Annotated in this window: 13 protein-coding genes; 8 read left to right on the top strand and 5 right to left on the bottom strand. The window is 70.8% G+C overall.

Annotated elements, in window-relative coordinates; translation table 11 throughout:
• Nucleotides 1-54 precede the first annotated feature (54 nt).
• Nucleotides 55-1,449 (bottom strand): metallopeptidase TldD-related protein, encoded by a 1,395-nt coding sequence (locus tag ACQEV2_RS09075; protein WP_433038414.1) that lies wholly within the window; start codon nucleotides 1,447-1,449, stop codon nucleotides 55-57.
• Complete coding sequence (locus ACQEV2_RS09070; RefSeq protein WP_433038412.1) at nucleotides 1,446-2,969, bottom strand: TldD/PmbA family protein; 1,524 nt, start codon at nucleotides 2,967-2,969, stop codon at nucleotides 1,446-1,448. The genes ACQEV2_RS09075 and ACQEV2_RS09070 overlap by 4 nt, the downstream gene beginning before the upstream one ends.
• 240 nt (nucleotides 2,970-3,209) lie before the next feature.
• On the opposite strand from ACQEV2_RS09070, the gene fabG reads away from it, so the two are divergent.
• From fabG to ACQEV2_RS09055, 3 genes are all read left to right on the top strand, one after another.
• Nucleotides 3,210-3,914 (top strand): 3-oxoacyl-[acyl-carrier-protein] reductase, encoded by a 705-nt coding sequence (gene fabG, locus ACQEV2_RS09065; protein ID WP_433038410.1) that lies wholly within the window; start codon nucleotides 3,210-3,212, stop codon nucleotides 3,912-3,914.
• A gap of 5 nt (nucleotides 3,915-3,919) precedes the next feature.
• Nucleotides 3,920-4,690 (top strand): enoyl-ACP reductase FabI, encoded by a 771-nt coding sequence (gene fabI / locus ACQEV2_RS09060; RefSeq protein ID WP_433038408.1) that lies wholly within the window; start codon nucleotides 3,920-3,922, stop codon nucleotides 4,688-4,690.
• A 162-nt stretch (nucleotides 4,691-4,852) separates the two neighbouring features.
• Nucleotides 4,853-5,203 (top strand): hypothetical protein, encoded by a 351-nt coding sequence (locus ACQEV2_RS09055; RefSeq protein WP_433038406.1) that lies wholly within the window; start codon nucleotides 4,853-4,855, stop codon nucleotides 5,201-5,203.
• On the opposite strand, the gene ACQEV2_RS09050 is transcribed toward ACQEV2_RS09055, so the two are convergent.
• Nucleotides 5,181-5,873, bottom strand: a complete 693-nt coding sequence (locus ACQEV2_RS09050) for a FadR/GntR family transcriptional regulator (RefSeq protein ID WP_433038404.1) — start codon at nucleotides 5,871-5,873, stop codon at nucleotides 5,181-5,183. The genes ACQEV2_RS09055 and ACQEV2_RS09050 overlap by 23 nt on opposite strands.
• A gap of 70 nt (nucleotides 5,874-5,943) precedes the next feature.
• Here ACQEV2_RS09050 and ACQEV2_RS09045 point away from each other — a divergent pair, with 70 nt between their 5' ends.
• The 4 genes from ACQEV2_RS09045 to ACQEV2_RS09030 all read left to right on the top strand — a co-directional run bounded on the left by ACQEV2_RS09045 (nucleotide 5,944) and on the right by ACQEV2_RS09030 (nucleotide 8,454).
• Nucleotides 5,944-7,278: a CynX/NimT family MFS transporter gene (locus ACQEV2_RS09045; protein WP_433038402.1), complete on the top strand. Its 1,335-nt coding sequence runs from the start codon at nucleotides 5,944-5,946 to the stop codon at nucleotides 7,276-7,278.
• A 49-nt stretch (nucleotides 7,279-7,327) separates the two neighbouring features.
• Nucleotides 7,328-7,447, top strand: a complete 120-nt coding sequence (locus ACQEV2_RS09040; protein WP_302001726.1) for an SGM_5486 family transporter-associated protein — start codon at nucleotides 7,328-7,330, stop codon at nucleotides 7,445-7,447.
• A gap of 216 nt (nucleotides 7,448-7,663) precedes the next feature.
• Nucleotides 7,664-7,870 (top strand): hypothetical protein, encoded by a 207-nt coding sequence (locus tag ACQEV2_RS09035; RefSeq protein ID WP_433038399.1) that lies wholly within the window; start codon nucleotides 7,664-7,666, stop codon nucleotides 7,868-7,870.
• Nucleotides 7,871-7,935: 65 nt separating this feature from the next.
• Nucleotides 7,936-8,454 (top strand): SixA phosphatase family protein, encoded by a 519-nt coding sequence (locus ACQEV2_RS09030; protein WP_433038397.1) that lies wholly within the window; start codon nucleotides 7,936-7,938, stop codon nucleotides 8,452-8,454.
• Nucleotides 8,455-8,702: 248 nt separating this feature from the next.
• Here ACQEV2_RS09030 and serB read toward each other — a convergent pair whose 3' ends face one another.
• Nucleotides 8,703-9,911, bottom strand: coding sequence for a phosphoserine phosphatase SerB (gene serB / locus ACQEV2_RS09025; RefSeq protein WP_433038395.1), 1,209 nt, complete (start codon nucleotides 9,909-9,911; stop codon nucleotides 8,703-8,705).
• 592 nt (nucleotides 9,912-10,503) lie between these two features.
• Entirely contained in the window at nucleotides 10,504-12,729 is a 2,226-nt protein-coding gene (locus ACQEV2_RS09020; protein ID WP_433038393.1) for a streptophobe family protein, read from the bottom strand.
• 239 nt (nucleotides 12,730-12,968) lie between these two features.
• Here ACQEV2_RS09020 and ACQEV2_RS09015 point away from each other — a divergent pair, with 239 nt between their 5' ends.
• Nucleotides 12,969-15,545, top strand: a complete 2,577-nt coding sequence (locus ACQEV2_RS09015) for an FHA domain-containing protein (protein ID WP_433038391.1) — start codon at nucleotides 12,969-12,971, stop codon at nucleotides 15,543-15,545.
• Nucleotides 15,546-15,615 lie beyond the last annotated feature (70 nt).

Here is a 15,615-nt window from a genome sequence, read left to right as displayed (position 1 = left end):
GTTCTCGTGTCTCCTCGAGGTCTTCGGGCAGTCGGGTGACAGCCGACTACGAGGTTATACGCCCTGACTGACAGAGCTCATGTTGAAATCGGGGACGCGCAGGGTGGGCATCGCCGCCCTGGTGAACCAGTCGCTCCACTCCCTGGGCAGTGTCTTCTCCGTACGCCCCGCCTCCGTGGCCCGCCCCAGCAGGCCGACCGGCGACTCGTTGAACCGGAAGTTGTTGACCTCGCCGGTCACCTCACCGTTCTCGACGAGGTACACCCCGTCCCGGGTCAGGCCCGTCAGCAGCAGCGTCGCCGGGTCGACCTCGCGGATGTACCAGAGGCACGTCAGCAGCAGTCCGCGCTCGGTGTTCGCGACCATCTCCTCGATCGACCGGTCCTGACCGCCGTCCAGGATCAGGTTGTCGATCCCCGGCGCCACGGGCAGGCCGGTCAGCCCCGCGCTGTGCCGACTGGTCATGAGGTGCTTCAGCTCGCCCTCGCGCATCCACTCCGTGGCCGCGAGCGGCAGACCGTTGTCGAACACCGACTGGTCGCCCCCGGAGGAGTGCGCGATCACGAACGGCGCGGACTCCAGGCCCGGCTCGTTCGGGTCGCTGCGCAACGTCAGCGGCAGCTCGCTCAGCTTCTCGCCGACGCGCGTCTTGCCGCCGGGCTTGGAGAACACCGTCCGGCCCTCGACGGCGTCCCGCCCCGACGCCGACCACATCTGGTAGATCAGCAGGTCGGCCACGGCGGTCGGCGGCAGCAGCGTCTCGTACCGCCCCGCCGGCAGCTCGAGGCGCCGCTCGGCCCAGCCGAGGCGTACGGCCAGCTCCGCGTCGAGCGCCGTCGGGTCCACGTCCTTGAAGTCCCGCGTGGAGCGCCCCGCCCACGCCGAGCGCGTACGGTCCGGCGACTTGGCGTTCAGCTCCAGCGTCCCGTTGGGCTGGTCGTGCCGCAGCCGCAGTCCCGTGGACGTGCCCACGTACGTCGACACCAGCTCGTGGTTGGCGAAGCCGTACAGCTCCCGTCCGCCCGCACGCGCGCGTGCGAACGCCTCACCGAGCGCCGGAGCGAAGTCGGCGAACACGGCGGACGACGTCTCGGCCGGGGCGTCCATGAAGTCCGGCGACGCCGGTACGTCCGTCACCAGCGGCTGCGCGTCCTCGGCGGGCCCTGCCCCGCGCGCGGCGGCCTCGGCGGCCCGCACCAAGGGCTCCAGCTCGTCCCCGGTCACAGCCGACCGCGACACCACCCCGGAAGCCGTGCCCTCCTTGCCGTCGACGGTCGCGACGACGGTGAGCGTCCGCCCGCGCGTGACGCCGTTCGTGGTCAGCGCGTTGCCGGCCCAGCGCAGATTGGCGGTCGACTGCTCGTCGGCGATGACGATACACCCGTCCGCCCGCGACAGTTCCAGGGCCCGCTCGACGATCTCGTGCGGCTTGCTCGTTCGGGCGCTCATCGACCGGCCTCCTGGGTGGTGTTAAGGATGTTGACGCCCTTGAAGAGGGCCGACGGGCAGCCGTGCGAGACCGCGGCGACCTGCCCGGGCTGGGCCTTGCCGCAGTTGAAGGCGCCGCCCAGGACGTACGTCTGCGGGCCGCCCACCGCGGCCATCGAGCCCCAGAAGTCCGTGGTCGTCGCCTGATAGGCCACGTCCCGCAGCTGGCCGGTGATCCGGCCGTTCTCGATCTTGAAGAACCGCTGTCCGGTGAACTGGAAGTTGTAGCGCTGCATGTCGATCGACCAGGACCGGTCGCCGACGACGTAGATGCCGCGGTCCACGCTCCCGATCAGATCCTCGGTCGACATCCCGGCCGGATCCGGCTGCAGCGAAACGTTGGCCATGCGCTGCACCGGCACATGGCCGGGGGAGTCGGCGAAGGCGCAGCCGTTGGAGCGCTCGAAGCCGGTCAGCTTCGCGATCCGCCGGTCCAGCTGGTAGCCGACGAGGGTGCCGTTCTTCACCAGGTCCCAGGACTGGCCCTCGACGCCCTCGTCGTCGTACCCGATGGTCGCGAGGCCGTGCTCGACGGTGCGGTCACCGGTGACGTTCATCAGCTCGGAGCCGTACCTGAGCTTGCCGAGCTGGTCGAAGGTGGCGAAGGACGTACCGGCGTAGGCGGCCTCGTAGCCGAGGGCGCGGTCCAGCTCGGTGGCGTGGCCGATGGACTCGTGGATGGTCAGCCACAGGTTGGAGGGGTCGACGACGAGGTCGTACGGCCCCGGCTCGACGCTCGGCGCCCGCATCTTCTCGGCGAGCAGCTCCGGGATCCGCGCCAGCTCGTCGTCCCAGTCCCAGCCGGTGCCCGTCAGGTACTCCCAGCCGCGTCCCACGGGCGGCGCGATGGTGCGCATGGAGTCGAACTCGCCGCTCGACTCGTCGACCGACACGGCGGTCAGCTGCGGGTGCAGCCGTACCCGCTGCTGGGTGGTCACCGTCCCGGCGGTGTCGGCATAGAACTTGTTCTCATGGACGGTGAGCAGCGAGGCGTCGACATGGTTGACCCCGTCCGCCGCCAGCAGCCGCGCGCTCCACTCCGCCAGCAGCCCCGACTTCTCCTCGTCGGGCACGGTGAACGGATCGATCTCGTACGACGAGATCCACGTCTTCTCCGCGTGCACCGGCTCGTCGGCGAGCTCCACCCGCTCGTCCGACCCGGCGGCCTTGATCACCTGGGCGGAGAGCTTCGCCATCGCCACCGCCTGCGACGCGACCTTGGCGGCGGCGTCCAGCGTCAGATCCACACCGGACGCGAACCCCCAGGTCCCGCCGTGCACCACGCGCACCGCGTACCCGAGGTCGGTGGTGTCCGACGACCCGGCGAGCCTGGCGTCCCGCAGGCGCCAGGACGCGCTGCGCACCCGCTCGAACCGGAAGTCCGCGTGCTCGGCGCCAAGCGCACGCGCGCGTGCCAGCGCGGCGTCGGCCAGGGCGCGTAGCGGAAGCGCCGTAAAGGCTTCGTCGATCGTATGAGGCACGGAGGTCTCCCTGCTGTCGTGGCCTGTCGGCTCCGATCATGTCGCGCGGGCGGGGCCGTGGACCACACGTTTCCGGCGGGAGTCCGCATCTTTCTGTAGGGATCCGACAGTGACACCCCTACGCCACTGTCGGTGCCCGAATGTCCGCGGCCGGGACCGGCCCGATAGGTTTTCGGGGAAGCCGCCTGCCATCCACGTGTTCGGGCGGGTGTGTCAGACCCCTATCGAAAGGGTGATCCGTTGAGCCGCTCGGTTCTCGTCACCGGAGGCAACCGGGGCATCGGCCTCGCCATCGCCCGTGCTTTCGCCGACGCCGGCGACAAGGTCGCCATCACCTACCGCTCGGGTGAGCCGCCGGCCGGCTTCCTCGCGGTGAAGTGCGACATCACCGACCCCGAGCAGGTGGAGCAGGCCTACAAGGAGATCGAGGCCGAGCACGGCCCGGTCGAGGTCCTGATCGCCAACGCCGGCGTCACCAAGGACCAGCTCCTGATGCGTATGTCCGAGGAGGACTTCACCTCGGTCATCGACACCAACCTCACCGGTACCTTCCGCGTCGTCAAGCGCGCCAACCGCGGGATGCTGCGCGCCAAGAAGGGCCGCGTCGTCCTCATCTCGTCCGTCGTGGGCCTGTACGGCTCCCCGGGCCAGGCGAACTACGCCGCCTCCAAGGCCGGCCTGGTCGGCTTCGCGCGCTCCCTCGCCCGTGAGCTGGGCTCGCGCAACATCACCTTCAACGTCGTCGCGCCCGGCTTCGTCGACACCGACATGACCAAGGTGCTCACCGACGAGCAGCGCGCGGGCATCGTGTCGCAGGTGCCGCTCGGCCGGTACGCGCAGCCGGAGGAGATCGCCGCGACGGTGCGGTTCCTCGCCTCGGACGACGCCTCGTACATCACTGGAGCCGTCATCCCTGTTGACGGCGGACTGGGAATGGGTCACTGATCACCATGAGCGGAATTCTCGAGGGCAAGCGCATCCTGATCACCGGTGTGCTGATGGAGTCCTCCATCGCTTTCCACGCCGCCAAGCTGGCCCAGGAGCAGGGCGCGGAGATCATCCTGACCGCCTGGCCCCGGCCCACGCTGACCGAGCGCATCGCCAAGAAGCTGCCCAAGCCGGTCAAGGTCCTGGAGCTCGACGTTTCCAACGACGAGCACCTCGCCCGCCTGGAGAGTCAGGTCCGCGAGCACCTGGGCGACCGGCTCGACGGCATCGTGCACTCCATCGGCTTCGCGCCGCAGGACGCGCTCGGCGGCAACTTCCTCAACACGCCGTTCGAGTCCGTGGCCACCGCCATGCACGTCTCCGCCTTCTCCCTGAAGTCGCTGACGATGGCGCTGCTGCCGCTGATGACCGAGGGCGGCTCCGTCGTCGGCCTCACCTTCGACGCGCAGTTCGCCTGGCCGCAGTACGACTGGATGGGCCCGACCAAGGCCGCCCTGGAGGCCACGAACCGCTACATGGCGCGTGACCTGGGCAAGCACGACATCCGCTGCAACCTGGTCTCGGCGGGCCCGCTCGGCTCCATGGCCGCGAAATCCATCCCCGGCTTCGCCGAGCTGGCGTCCGTGTGGGACAGCCGCTCCCCGCTGGAGTGGAAGCTGGAGGACCCGGAGCCGGCGGGCAAGGCCATCGTCGCCCTGCTGTCGGAGTGGTTCCCGAAGACCACCGGCGAGATCATCCACGTGGACGGCGGCCTGCACGCCATCGGCGCCTGATCCTCCGGTACGCCGTCGACCCCCCGTTTCCCGCACCGCGCGGGGAGCGGGGCGTCACCCGTTCGGCCTACCCGGCCGGGCGGGGGAGACCCACAACTGCGCACTCTGGATTACGCGTTCACTACGCGAGCCCCTCCCCAGCACGGCCGAGGAGGTCCCCTTGTGCGCTTGTCCCACAGCCTGGCCTCAACGACCGTCGCCGTCGCTCTCCTGCTGCTCGTCTCGTACGAGGCGATGCCCCACGCGCGCGTGCATGCCGCGGAAGTGGAGTCCGAGGAGCCGTTCGGCGCCGCGTGCCGAATCCGCGTAACCGGCTCCCGCGTGACGGCGTACTGCCACAACCCCTATCCCGGCACCGACCGGGTGACTCTGCACGTCGAGTGCGCCCGCTGGTGGGACCTCGACAGTGACAGCTCTCCGGTGGAGGCCGGGCCCGCGCAGACCGTGCGGCTGACCGGGCGCTGCTGGAAAGAGGTCGGCTCGGTGTGGATCAGCCACCAGCGGGAGCGCTGAAACGCCCCGGGCGGCACAGGAACGGATAGCTGGCCGCCTCCGCCGCGGCCGCCGCCGCGTCGCCCGCGCGGATCGCGTCGACCAGCCGCCCGTGGTCCATGTGCGTCTCCGGCGTCAGCTCCTCGCCGACGTCCTCGCGCAGCCAGTCCCGCAGCACCTCGCCCAGGTCGGCGTACATCGCGGTCATGACGTCGTTGTGGGAGGCCGCCACGACCGCCAGATGGAAGGTCGCGTCGGCCGCTACGAACGCCTCCGCGTCACCCGACTCCCAGGCCTCCTCGCGCCGCACCAGCAGCGCGTCCAGCTGCTTGAGGTCCTTCTCCGTGCGCCGCTCCGCGGCCAGCTTCGCGGCGGCCGACTCCAGCGTGGAGCGCAGCTCGGCGATGTGCCGGGGGTCGGCGTCGGCGAAGCGGCGGTGCATGACGCCCGCCAGCTCGCTGGTGGCCACCACATAGGTGCCGGAGCCCTGGCGGATGTCCAGCAGGCCGTTGTGCGCGAGCGCGCGGACCGCCTCGCGGACCGTGTTGCGGGCCACGCCGAGCTGCTCGACCAGCTCGGGCTCCGTCGGGATGCGGGAGCCGACCGGCCATTCGCCCGAGGTGATCTGGTTCCGCAACTCCGCGATGACCTGCTCGGACAGTGCCGAGCGGCGGGGGTGGCTCAGGGGCATGGCACACCTTCGCACGGGAAGGCCGGGACCGTGTAGCCCCGGACTGGACAGTCAATCATCCTATGATTCTATGATGGCTCCCATGGCAAGCGAGGACACCCGGACGGTGACGTCCATGCGGATACACACCCCTGAGACACACACCCCTTCCCAGCCCGCCACGCGCGCGTGGACGATGCGGCTGCTTGTGCTCGGCATCGTGCTCACCGCGCTGAACCTCCGCCCCGCCATCACCAGCCTCGGAGCCCTCCTCGAGGAGGTCCGCGACGGGCTCGGCATGAGCGGCAGCGTGGCCGGGCTGCTCACCTCCGTGCCCCCGCTGTGCTTCGCCGTCTTCGGCGTGGCGGCCCCGCGCCTGGCGCGCCGCTTCGGCCCGGGCACGGTGGTGTGCGCGGGCATGGCCGCCATCACCGCGGGCCTGCTGATACGGCCGTACGCCGGAGGTACGGCCGGCTTCCTGGCCGCCACCGCTCTCGCCCTCATGGGCATCGCGGTCAGCAACGTCCTGATGCCGGTCATCGTCAAGCGCTGGTTCCCCGACCGGGTCGGCTCCATGACCGGCCTGTACTCGATGGCCCTCGCCCTCGGTACCGCGTCCGCGGCGGCGGTGATGGTGCCCATGACCGAGGCGCTGGGCGGGAGTTGGCACACCGGGCTCGCGGTGTGGGCGGCGCTCGCGGCGGCGGCCGTAGTGCCGTGGCTTCCCTTCGTACGGGACCGTGGGGCGGCGCCCGCGGCCTCCGCGCAGACGCCTGCCGCCTCCGCGCAGACGCCTGCCGCCTCCGCGCAACAGAATCACGCGCGCGTGGACGCGCCCCCGCTGCGGATCACCCGGAGCCGCACCTCCTGGGCCCTCGCCGTCTACTTCGGGCTCCAGGCCACCGGCGCCTACATCACGATGGGCTGGATGGCGCAGATCTTCCGCGATGCCGGAGTGCCCGCCGGCACGGCGGGGCTGCTGCTCGCCGTCACGATGGTGATGGGCGTGCCGCTGGCCTTCGTCATCCCGCGCGTCGCCACCAGGCTGCCGCACCAAGGGCCGATCGTGCTCGTGCTGGGCGCCTGCGGTCTCGTCGGTTACGCCGGCCTGTACCTCGCGCCGGCCGCCGGCTCCTGGGCCTGGGCCCTGCTGCTCGGCGTCTCCAACTGCTCGTTCCCGCTGGCCCTCACGATGGTCGGCATGCGGGCCAGGACCAGCGCGGGAGTGGCCCAGCTGTCGGGCTTCGCGCAGAGCACCGGCTATCTGCTCTCCATCCCCGGCCCGCTCCTGGTGGGAGTGCTCTACCAGCACAGCGGCGGCTGGGGGCTGCCGATCGCGCTCATGGCCGGCCTGATGATCCCGCAGATGGCGGTGGGTGTCCTGGCGGGACGCAACCGCACGGTGGAGGACGAGGCGGCCCGCTGAGCCGCACCCCGGAGGGCCGCGCCGGGGCGGAGGGTGCGAGACTTGCCGTATGTCGCCAGTGCTCGACCCGAACCCCCAGAACGGCCAGAAGAAGATGCTGCTCGTCTTCGGCGCGTTCTTCGCCATCTTCGTGATCATCGCCGTCATCGCGACGATCGCCTCTCCCTGACGGGAACGCACTGACGCACGTCCCCTACGGATGCGCAGGCCGACATGTACGCATGCCGGCCTGCCGATGGTGGGGCTAGCCCCACCATCCCCTAGGGGGTGGGTGTCAGGGTCAACTGGGTGGATCACCGGATGGGTTGAGGGCCCGGAGTTCCGTAGCTTCGAAGTGTGACCGCGAGAGGCGGACACGGACCGCTCGAGGACTCACGGAGGCACCATGTCGGCCCGCATGCACACCCCGCCCCACCCGGCGTCCACGGGCCGTGCCGACATCCGGCTGCCCTGGTGGGCCCTCGCCCTGCCGACGCTCGCCTTCGTCACTCTGCTGACGCTGATACTCAACCCGTCCGACGCGCAGGCGGCGACCGCCGAGCCCGCGATCACCCAGCTCTTCGAGCGCATACAGCAGCTGATCATGCGCTGAGCACGGGCGAAGCCGCCCGTCAACTCCCTGCGCCCCATGGCCTGTTTCATGCGAAGCTGGGTCTCATGAGCGTCGCAGAATCCCGCAGGATTGTCCTCTTCCGGCATGCGAAAGCCGACTGGCCACAGGTGACCGATCACGAGCGGCCGCTCGCCGACCGGGGCAGAATGGACGCGGCAGAGGCCGGACGCAGGCTGGCCGACACCGACATCCCCTTCGATCTGGCCCTGTGCTCCACCGCGACCCGGACCCGGGAGACCTGGAAGCTCGCCGTCCACGAGTTCCCGCACCGGCCGAAAACCATCTACGAAGAGCGGATCTACGAGGCCTCGCCCGGCGAGCTGATCGCCGTGCTCAACGAAACACCCGACGACGTGCAGAACGTCCTGCTGATCGGCCACAACCCGGGCGTGCAGGGCCTCGCCGAAATCCTGTCCGGCTCGGCCGAGGACGAGGCACGCGAGCGGATGAGCCGCCGCGGCTTCCCGGCCGCCGCCTTCGCCGTCCTCTCCTTCAGCGGCCCCTGGAAGACGCTGGAGCCCGGCGTGGCCACGCTGCTGGACTACTGGGCACCCTCGGAGTGACCGCCCCACGCGTAGGGCCCGGCACCGTTGTGGTGCCGGGCCCTACGCGTGCAGGTCAGCGGATGAGGGGGGTGCGAGCCGTCAGGCCGGGTGATCACGGGCGAGTCGTCGGGTCCGGGTGATCACGGTGGGTCGTCGGGTCCAGGTGATCATGGGCGGGTCGTCAGGTCCGGCAGATCACGGGCGAGTCGTCAGGTCCGGCAGATCACGGGCAGGCCGTCAGGTCCCGGACGAGTACGTGCCGCTCATCAGGCCTCGTCGTGCATGTCCGCCGCCTCGACCTCTTCGCGGGTGACGCCCAGCAGATACAGGACCGTGTCCAGGAACGGCACGTTCACCGCCGTGTGCGCGGCCTCCCGCACCACCGGCTTGGCGTTGAAGGCGACGCCCAGACCGGCCGCGTTGAGCATGTCCAGGTCGTTGGCACCGTCGCCGATCGCCACCGTCTGCGACAGCGGCACCCCCGCCTCGGCGGCGAACCGGCGCAGCAGCCGCGCCTTGCCCGCCCGGTCCACGATCTCGCCGGTGACCTTGCCCGTCAGCTTGCCGTCGACGATTTTCAGCGTGTTCGCCTGGGCGAAGTCGAGCCCGAGCCGCTCCTTGAGATCATCGGTGACCTGGGTGAACCCACCCGAGACGACCCCGACTTGATAGCCGAGCCGCTTCAGCGTACGGATCAGCGTGCGCGCGCCCGGTGTCAGCCGCACCTCGCTGCGCACCTTCTCCACCACCGAGGCGTCCAGCCCCTCCAGCAGCGCCACACGCGCGTGCAGCGACTGCTCGAAGTCCAGTTCCCCGCGCATCGCGGCCGCCGTCACCTCGGCCACCTTGTCCTCGCAGCCGGCGTGCGCGGCGAAGAGCTCGATCACCTCGTCCTGGATGAGCGTGGAGTCCACGTCCATCACGACCAGGCGCTGCGCGCGCCGGTGCAGGCCGGCCGCGACGACCGCGATGTCGACACCCAGTGCCGCCGCGTCCGTCACCAGGGCGGTGCGCAGCGGCTCGGTCTCCACACCGGACACCGCGAACTCGACCGCGGTGACGGGGTACTTGGCGAGCCGGAAGATACGGTCGATGTTGCCGCCGGACTTGGTGATCCGGGCGGCGATCGCGGCCGTCGCCCCCGCGGTGAGCGGGTGCCCGAGCACGGTCACCAGGGAGCGTCCGAGCCCGCGGGGCCGGTTGTCGCCGCGGCCGGAGATGATCTCCGCCTGCATCTTCATCGACTCCGCCCAGCTGTGGACGGTCGCCCGCAGATCACCCTCCAGATCGGCCGGGGGCTGCGTCACGAGCGCGCACAGCGTGATCCGGCCACGGGTGACGACCTGCTCGATGTCGACCACGTCGACGGAGTAGGCGGCCAGCGTGTCGAAGAGGCCGGCCGTGATGCCCGGCCTGTCCTTCCCGAAGATCTTGACGAGAAGTGTGGGGATGTCGGAGGTCTGCGAAGCGCTCATGGTGCTTCCACCGTATCCGGCACTCAGTGCCTGGTGCCCCTGAGGTCCGTCTAGCGGACACGGAACAGTGGGTGTCTGGCGGATGGCCCGAGTCTTACATTCCGGCCACGGCTGCACCAGTGGCTGTGAGCCGGCACAGGGGCACCTGTGGGCCGAGCTCACCGACTCGTATCCCGCACGGTTCCCTTGCCGCTCGAGGGCGACCGTGTGCCGCTTGGAGGCGAGGGCGATGCGGCTGGGAGGCGAGGGCGGTGCGGCTGGAGGCGGCCGTGGTGCCGTTGGGAGGCTGCCGTGGTGCCGGTGGGAAGGCCGCCGTCTGGATCCTGCTGGGTGTGATCGTCGCCGAGCTGTGGGCGGAGGTGCCCCTTTCGCGGACGGCGACGGCGAGGAGTTCCCCCCGCCGCACCGATCTCCGTCAAGGAGGCCGTCATGCCGTGGTCGCAGTTCCGTCAAGCCGTCGTCGGGCGTCCGCGGCATCCACGGGTACGTGTCGACACGGACGCCAGACGGCGTCACCCGGCCGCCTCCGCAGCCGTACCGCGGCCCCTGCCCGGGCGGTTCACCAGCGAGGCAGTCCTGCCCCGCTCACGGATCACGAGCGCCCCTTCGGCTTCCTCGGTGGCGGGAGAGGAGGAGGGGGTGGCGGAGGTGGCGGAGGTGGCGGTCCTTCGCCCGCTCCGGACGACGACCGGTCCCCACGCCGTCGAGGAGGCCGGGGCTGCCTCGGGGGCGGACCGATCGGCCGGATGACCGTGGGCGCGCCGTACATGTCGTCGCCACCGGCGGACGGAGGCTCACCGGGCGCCTGACTGGACGGCGGCTCAGCGGACTGCGGGTCACCGGGCCGCCGTATGTCGTCCGACCCCGACCCCACGTCGCGCTGAGACCGCGCGCCGCGTGCGGGCCCCGGCTCGCGTCCCGACTGCGGCCCGTCCCCCGACCCCGGCTCGCGTCCTGACCCCGGCCGCGCATCGCGCCCCCACCCCGCGTCGCTTCCGCGCGCCCCGTCGGACGGTGGCGCGCCTCCGGAAGGCGGGGCCGCACCCGGCGGCCGCGCGTCCTCCGGCTCGCGTAGTTCCTCCGGCATGCGCAGGTAGGGGTTCGTCCCCGGGTTCGGTGGCCGATACGGCGTGCCGGGCGCGTACGGCCCGGGCAGGCTCCCGTACGGCGAAGCCCCGGCACCCTCCGTCGGCGTGCCGGCCGCACTGGCGCTGTCCGTCACCGTGGCCGCCGTACCGGCTCCTTCCGCCGGTCCCGCAACACCCGGCCTCGCACCCGCCGCCACCTCGCCCCGCGCCGCCGCTGTCGCCCGTCGCCCCGCGGCCCCGGTCGCCCGGGCGAGCAGCCCTCCTACGGCGCCCGCTCCCGCGCCCCACGCCGCCCCCAGGACCAACGCCATGCCGAGGTTTCCCCGCAGCTGCACCCCGGCGCCGAACGCGTCGAAGCCCAGCACCGACAGCGAGGCGTCCACCGACACCTCGGTCAGCCACGCGAGCAACGGCAGCGTCAACGCCGTGGCGACACCGAGCCGCAGCGCACACCGCCCGGCGAAACGGAGGGGCCCTGGATCCCGTACGCCCCGGATACCTGTGCCGCCACCGGCATCGGCGCCTGGTTGCCGTACGACTTCCGCATCCAGCCTTCTGACGCCACCGACCCCGTCGCCCCTGCCCAGCGCCCCGGCCCACCCCCCGACCCGCGCCTCCACCGGCGTCCGTACCGCAGTCAGCACGCCCGCGAGCAGGATCATCACCGCCGTCGCGACCCCCAGCAGCCACACCCGGCCGTCCAGCTCCGCCAGCCTGCTCAGCGTCACCGTCTGGTCGGAGTCGCTGTTCAGCAGGTCGTCCAGCGGAGTCGGCAGCAGGGCCGCCAGGACCCCGGTCGCCCTGCCGTCGAACGGCACCAGCAGGCCGATCGGGACGCCGAGCCACACGCCGTTCGGGGCGCCGAGCAGGGCGGCGCCCGCGATGCGCTTGGGGTGGGCGTCGCCGATCGCCGCGTAGGCCGCCGCCGCGAGCCCGGCGGCGACCGCGATCAGGAGCACCGTGACGAGGGCGGAGACGGCGGGTCGTACGACGCGGTGCACGGCCTCCCAGCCGCGCGGCAGCGGGGTGCGGCGCGAGGCCAGCAGGGCGATCAGGAGGATGCCGGCGGACCAGCCCATACCGCCGAGCAGCGTCGGCGCGGTGTCCACCGTGAAGCCGACCGCCGCCTTCGCGTCGATGAGGTCGCCGATCTGGTCGGGCAGCAGCCCGCCGATGTCCCCGATGTCGCCCAAGCCGGGGATCTCGACACCACCGCCCCCGCCTCCGCCTCCGCCCGGCAGGTCGTCGAGCCCCAGCGAGCTGCCGTCGATCGTGATGACGTCGTGGCCCGCCCACGCGAGTCCGCCCAGCATCGCCACGAACAGCGCGACCACCGCGCCCGCGCGCGCGAGGAGTTCGGCCGGCGCGATCACAACTCCCGTGGCCCGCAAGGACCGTAGGAAGAACCACGACAACAGCACCGCGCCGACCAGGCTCACCCCGAGTGGCGTGATCTCGACGGCGGTCGCAGCCTCCGCGCCCGTCAACCCGAAAGCGGACACATCACCGGACGGTGTGACCGAACCACCCGCCCCAAGGGCCACCACCGCCGCGGTCATCGGGCCAAGAGAACTCGACGTGTCCGCCTCCAGCAGATGCAGCCCGAGCGCCGCCGTGCCCGCCATCCCGATCAACGCCCAGCTCACAGAGGCGATCGCGGACAGCAGGATGTCCCCCCACGGCAGCCGTGCGCCGTGCCTCGCGGTCTCGACGTTCGTGGACGCGCTCATGCAGACCCCCCGATCCGCGGCACCGCCGGCTCGCCGCGCATGTCCCCCTCGCGTGGATTACCACTCTCCGGGCTGGTTTCCACCCCGTCAACGGAACCAGTCGAAGCACGCGCGCGTGCCAGTCATAAGGCCCGACTTTCAGTCAGGGGGCGGAGCCTGAAATAGTTCCCGACGATGTTCGACATCCCTAGACTCCCTCTGATGGGGGTAACTCGGGGGACTACTCAGTGGGGCATGGAGTGCCGGAACTCGTACTGGAATTGAATGGACGGACCTGGACGCTCGATCCGTCCAGGTCCTACACCCTCGGACGCGATCCGCAGGGCGACATCGTGTTCGACGACGCCAGGGTGTCCTGGCGGCATGCCACGGTCAGCTGGAGCGGCCGCAGTTGGGTCCTCGAGGACCACGGCAGCACCAACGGCACGTTCGTGCAGGGCCAGCGGGTCCACCAGGTGGAGATCGGCCCGGGCATGGCCGTGCACCTGGGCAACGCGACCGACGGACCGTGCCTGAACCTCTCCGGCACCGCGGCTGGCGTCGCCTCGCCGCAGGCCCAGCCGCAGCAGCAGCCGTACGCCGCGCAGGGCGCACAGGCCGGCTGGGCTCAGCAGGCACCGGCCCAGCAGGCACCGGTGCAGCAGACACCGGTGCAGCAGACACCGGCCCAGCAGGTCCCGCAGCAGCAGGCCCCGCAGGCCGGCTGGCAGCAGCCGCAGCAGCCGTCCGTCGCGAAGGTGCCGCACCAGCAGGGCCCCGGCGGTGGCGCGGGGGCGCCGCCGGTCTACGGCGACCGCAGCCCCACCACGTTCCACCAGTTCTCGATCGGCCGCGTCATGCGCATCGGCCGTGCCCTGGAGAACGAGCTGGTCGTCTCCGACCTGCAGGTCTCCCGGCACCACGCCGAGTTCCACTCCATGCCCGACGGCCGTATGGAGATCCGCGACCTCGGCTCCCACAACGGCACCTACGTCAACGGCCAGCCGATCCCCAAGGGCGGCTCGCAGCTGCTCGGCCCCACCGACATCGTGGGCGTCGGCCACTCCACGTTCCGCATCGTCGGCGACCGCCTCGAGGAGTTCGTCGACACCGGTGAGATCTCCTTCTCCGCCCGCCATCTGACCGTCACGGTCGACGGCGGCAAGCAGATCCTCAAGGACGTCTCCTTCGGCGTCCCGGAGAAGTCCCTCATCGCGGTCATCGGCCCGTCCGGCTCGGGCAAGTCGACCCTGCTCAAGGCGCTCACCGGCTACCGCCCCGCCAACCAGGGCGATGTCCTCTACGACAACCGCAACCTCTACAAGCAGTTCGCCGAGCTGCGCCAGCGCATCGGTCTGGTCCCGCAGGACGACATCCTGCACAAGGAGCTGACCGTCAAGAAGGCCCTCAAGTACGCGGCCAAGCTCCGCTTCCCCGCCGACACCACGGCCAAGGAGCGCGAGGCCCGCATCGACGAGGTGCTGCGCGAGCTGAAGCTGGACATCCACAAGGAGAAGAAGGTCACCTCCCTCTCCGGCGGCCAGCGCAAGCGCGTCTCGGTGGCCCTGGAGCTGCTCACCAAGCCGTCGCTGATCTTCCTGGACGAGCCCACGTCGGGCCTCGACCCGGGTATGGACCGCGACGTCATGCAGCTGCTGCGCGGCCTCGCCGACGACGGCCGTACGGTCCTCGTCGTCACCCACTCCGTGGCCGAGCTGGCGCTGTGCGACAAGCTCCTGGTGATGGCGCCGGGCGGTGCGGTCGCCTACTTCGGCCCGCCGGAGGAGGCGCTGAACTTCTTCGGCTACGACACCTGGGCCGACGTCTTCTCCGCTTTCGAGAACTACCGCGACTACGACTGGGCGGGACGCTGGAAGGGCTCGCAGCACTACCAGATGTACGCCGCGGACATCGACGCGATTGCTCCGCAGTCCGTACAGATGCCTCCGATGCAGGCGATGAAGCCGCCGAAGCCGCAGGGCTGGATGTCCCAGTTCCTGACCCTGGTGCGCCGCTACGTTTCGGTGATCGCCTCCGACAAGGGCTTCCTGGCCCTGACGGTGATCCTGCCGCTCGTCCTCGGCTCGGTGAGCCTGCTCATCGACTCCGGCAAGGACCTCCTGGTCAACACGGAGATCAATCCGAACACAGGCAAGCCCGTCGCCAACGGCACGGCCCTCACCGTGCTGCTGATCCTCGCGGTGGGCGCCTGCTTCGCCGGCGCCGCCAACTCCGTCCGTGAGCTGATCAAGGAACGGGTCATCTACGAGCGGGAGCGCGCGACCGGCCTGTCCCGGTCCGCGTACCTGATGTCCAAGGTGTTCGTGCTCGGTGTGATCACTGTGCTACAGGGTCTGATGGTCGGTGTCATCGGCTTCTCCAGCCGCACCATCCCGGACGAGGGTCTGATCCTCGGCAGCCAGATCCTGCTGGAGCTCTGCATTCCGATCATGGCGCTGGGCTTCACCGCGATGATGTTCGGCCTGATCATCTCGGCCCTGGTGAAGACCGCCGAGAAGACCATGCCGCTGCTGGTCATGTTCGCGATCGTCCAGGTCGTCTTCACCGGCTGTCTGTTCCCCCTGGCCAACTCCATCGGCGTCAACGAGCTCTCGTACCTGATGCCGTCGCGCTGGGCGGTCGCCGCCGCGGGTGCCACGCTGGACTTCAACCAGATCAGTCCGCCCGCCAAGGGCGACAGCAACGACCCGCTGTGGGAGCACACCGTTGGCGCCTGGACCATGGACATGCTCGCCCTGATCGCCCTCGGCGTGATCTGCGGCTTCTTCGTGGCCCGCTTCCTGCGCCGCCACGAGCCCGAGGTCATGCGCAAGTAGTCCCTGTCGTACGACGCACGAAGGGCGGCACCCCGTCAGGTGGGTGCCGCCCTTCGGCGTACGGATCAGA

The organism is Streptomyces sp. CA-251387 (assembly GCF_050936625.1).
Lineage (GTDB): Bacteria > Actinomycetota > Actinomycetes > Streptomycetales > Streptomycetaceae > Streptomyces.
This window is presented reverse-complemented; position numbering and strand designations above follow the sequence as displayed.

What these genes read in the sequence shown, in the direction of transcription:
- ACQEV2_RS09075 (WP_433038414.1), bottom strand. Translation starts at nt 1,449, where the DNA reads ATGAGCGCCCGAACGAGCAAGCCGCACGAGATCGTCGAGCGGGCCCTG.
- fabI (WP_433038408.1), top strand. Translation starts at nt 3,920, where the DNA reads ATGAGCGGAATTCTCGAGGGCAAGCGCATCCTGATCACCGGTGTGCTG.
- ACQEV2_RS09050 (WP_433038404.1), bottom strand. Translation starts at nt 5,873, where the DNA reads ATGCCCCTGAGCCACCCCCGCCGCTCGGCACTGTCCGAGCAGGTCATC.
- ACQEV2_RS09045 (WP_433038402.1), top strand. Translation starts at nt 5,944, where the DNA reads ATGATGGCTCCCATGGCAAGCGAGGACACCCGGACGGTGACGTCCATG.
- ACQEV2_RS09040 (WP_302001726.1), top strand. Translation starts at nt 7,328, where the DNA reads ATGTCGCCAGTGCTCGACCCGAACCCCCAGAACGGCCAGAAGAAGATG.
- ACQEV2_RS09035 (WP_433038399.1), top strand. Translation starts at nt 7,664, where the DNA reads ATGTCGGCCCGCATGCACACCCCGCCCCACCCGGCGTCCACGGGCCGT.
- ACQEV2_RS09030 (WP_433038397.1), top strand. Translation starts at nt 7,936, where the DNA reads ATGAGCGTCGCAGAATCCCGCAGGATTGTCCTCTTCCGGCATGCGAAA.
- serB (WP_433038395.1), bottom strand. Translation starts at nt 9,911, where the DNA reads ATGAGCGCTTCGCAGACCTCCGACATCCCCACACTTCTCGTCAAGATC.
- ACQEV2_RS09020 (WP_433038393.1), bottom strand. Translation starts at nt 12,729, where the DNA reads ATGAGCGCGTCCACGAACGTCGAGACCGCGAGGCACGGCGCACGGCTG.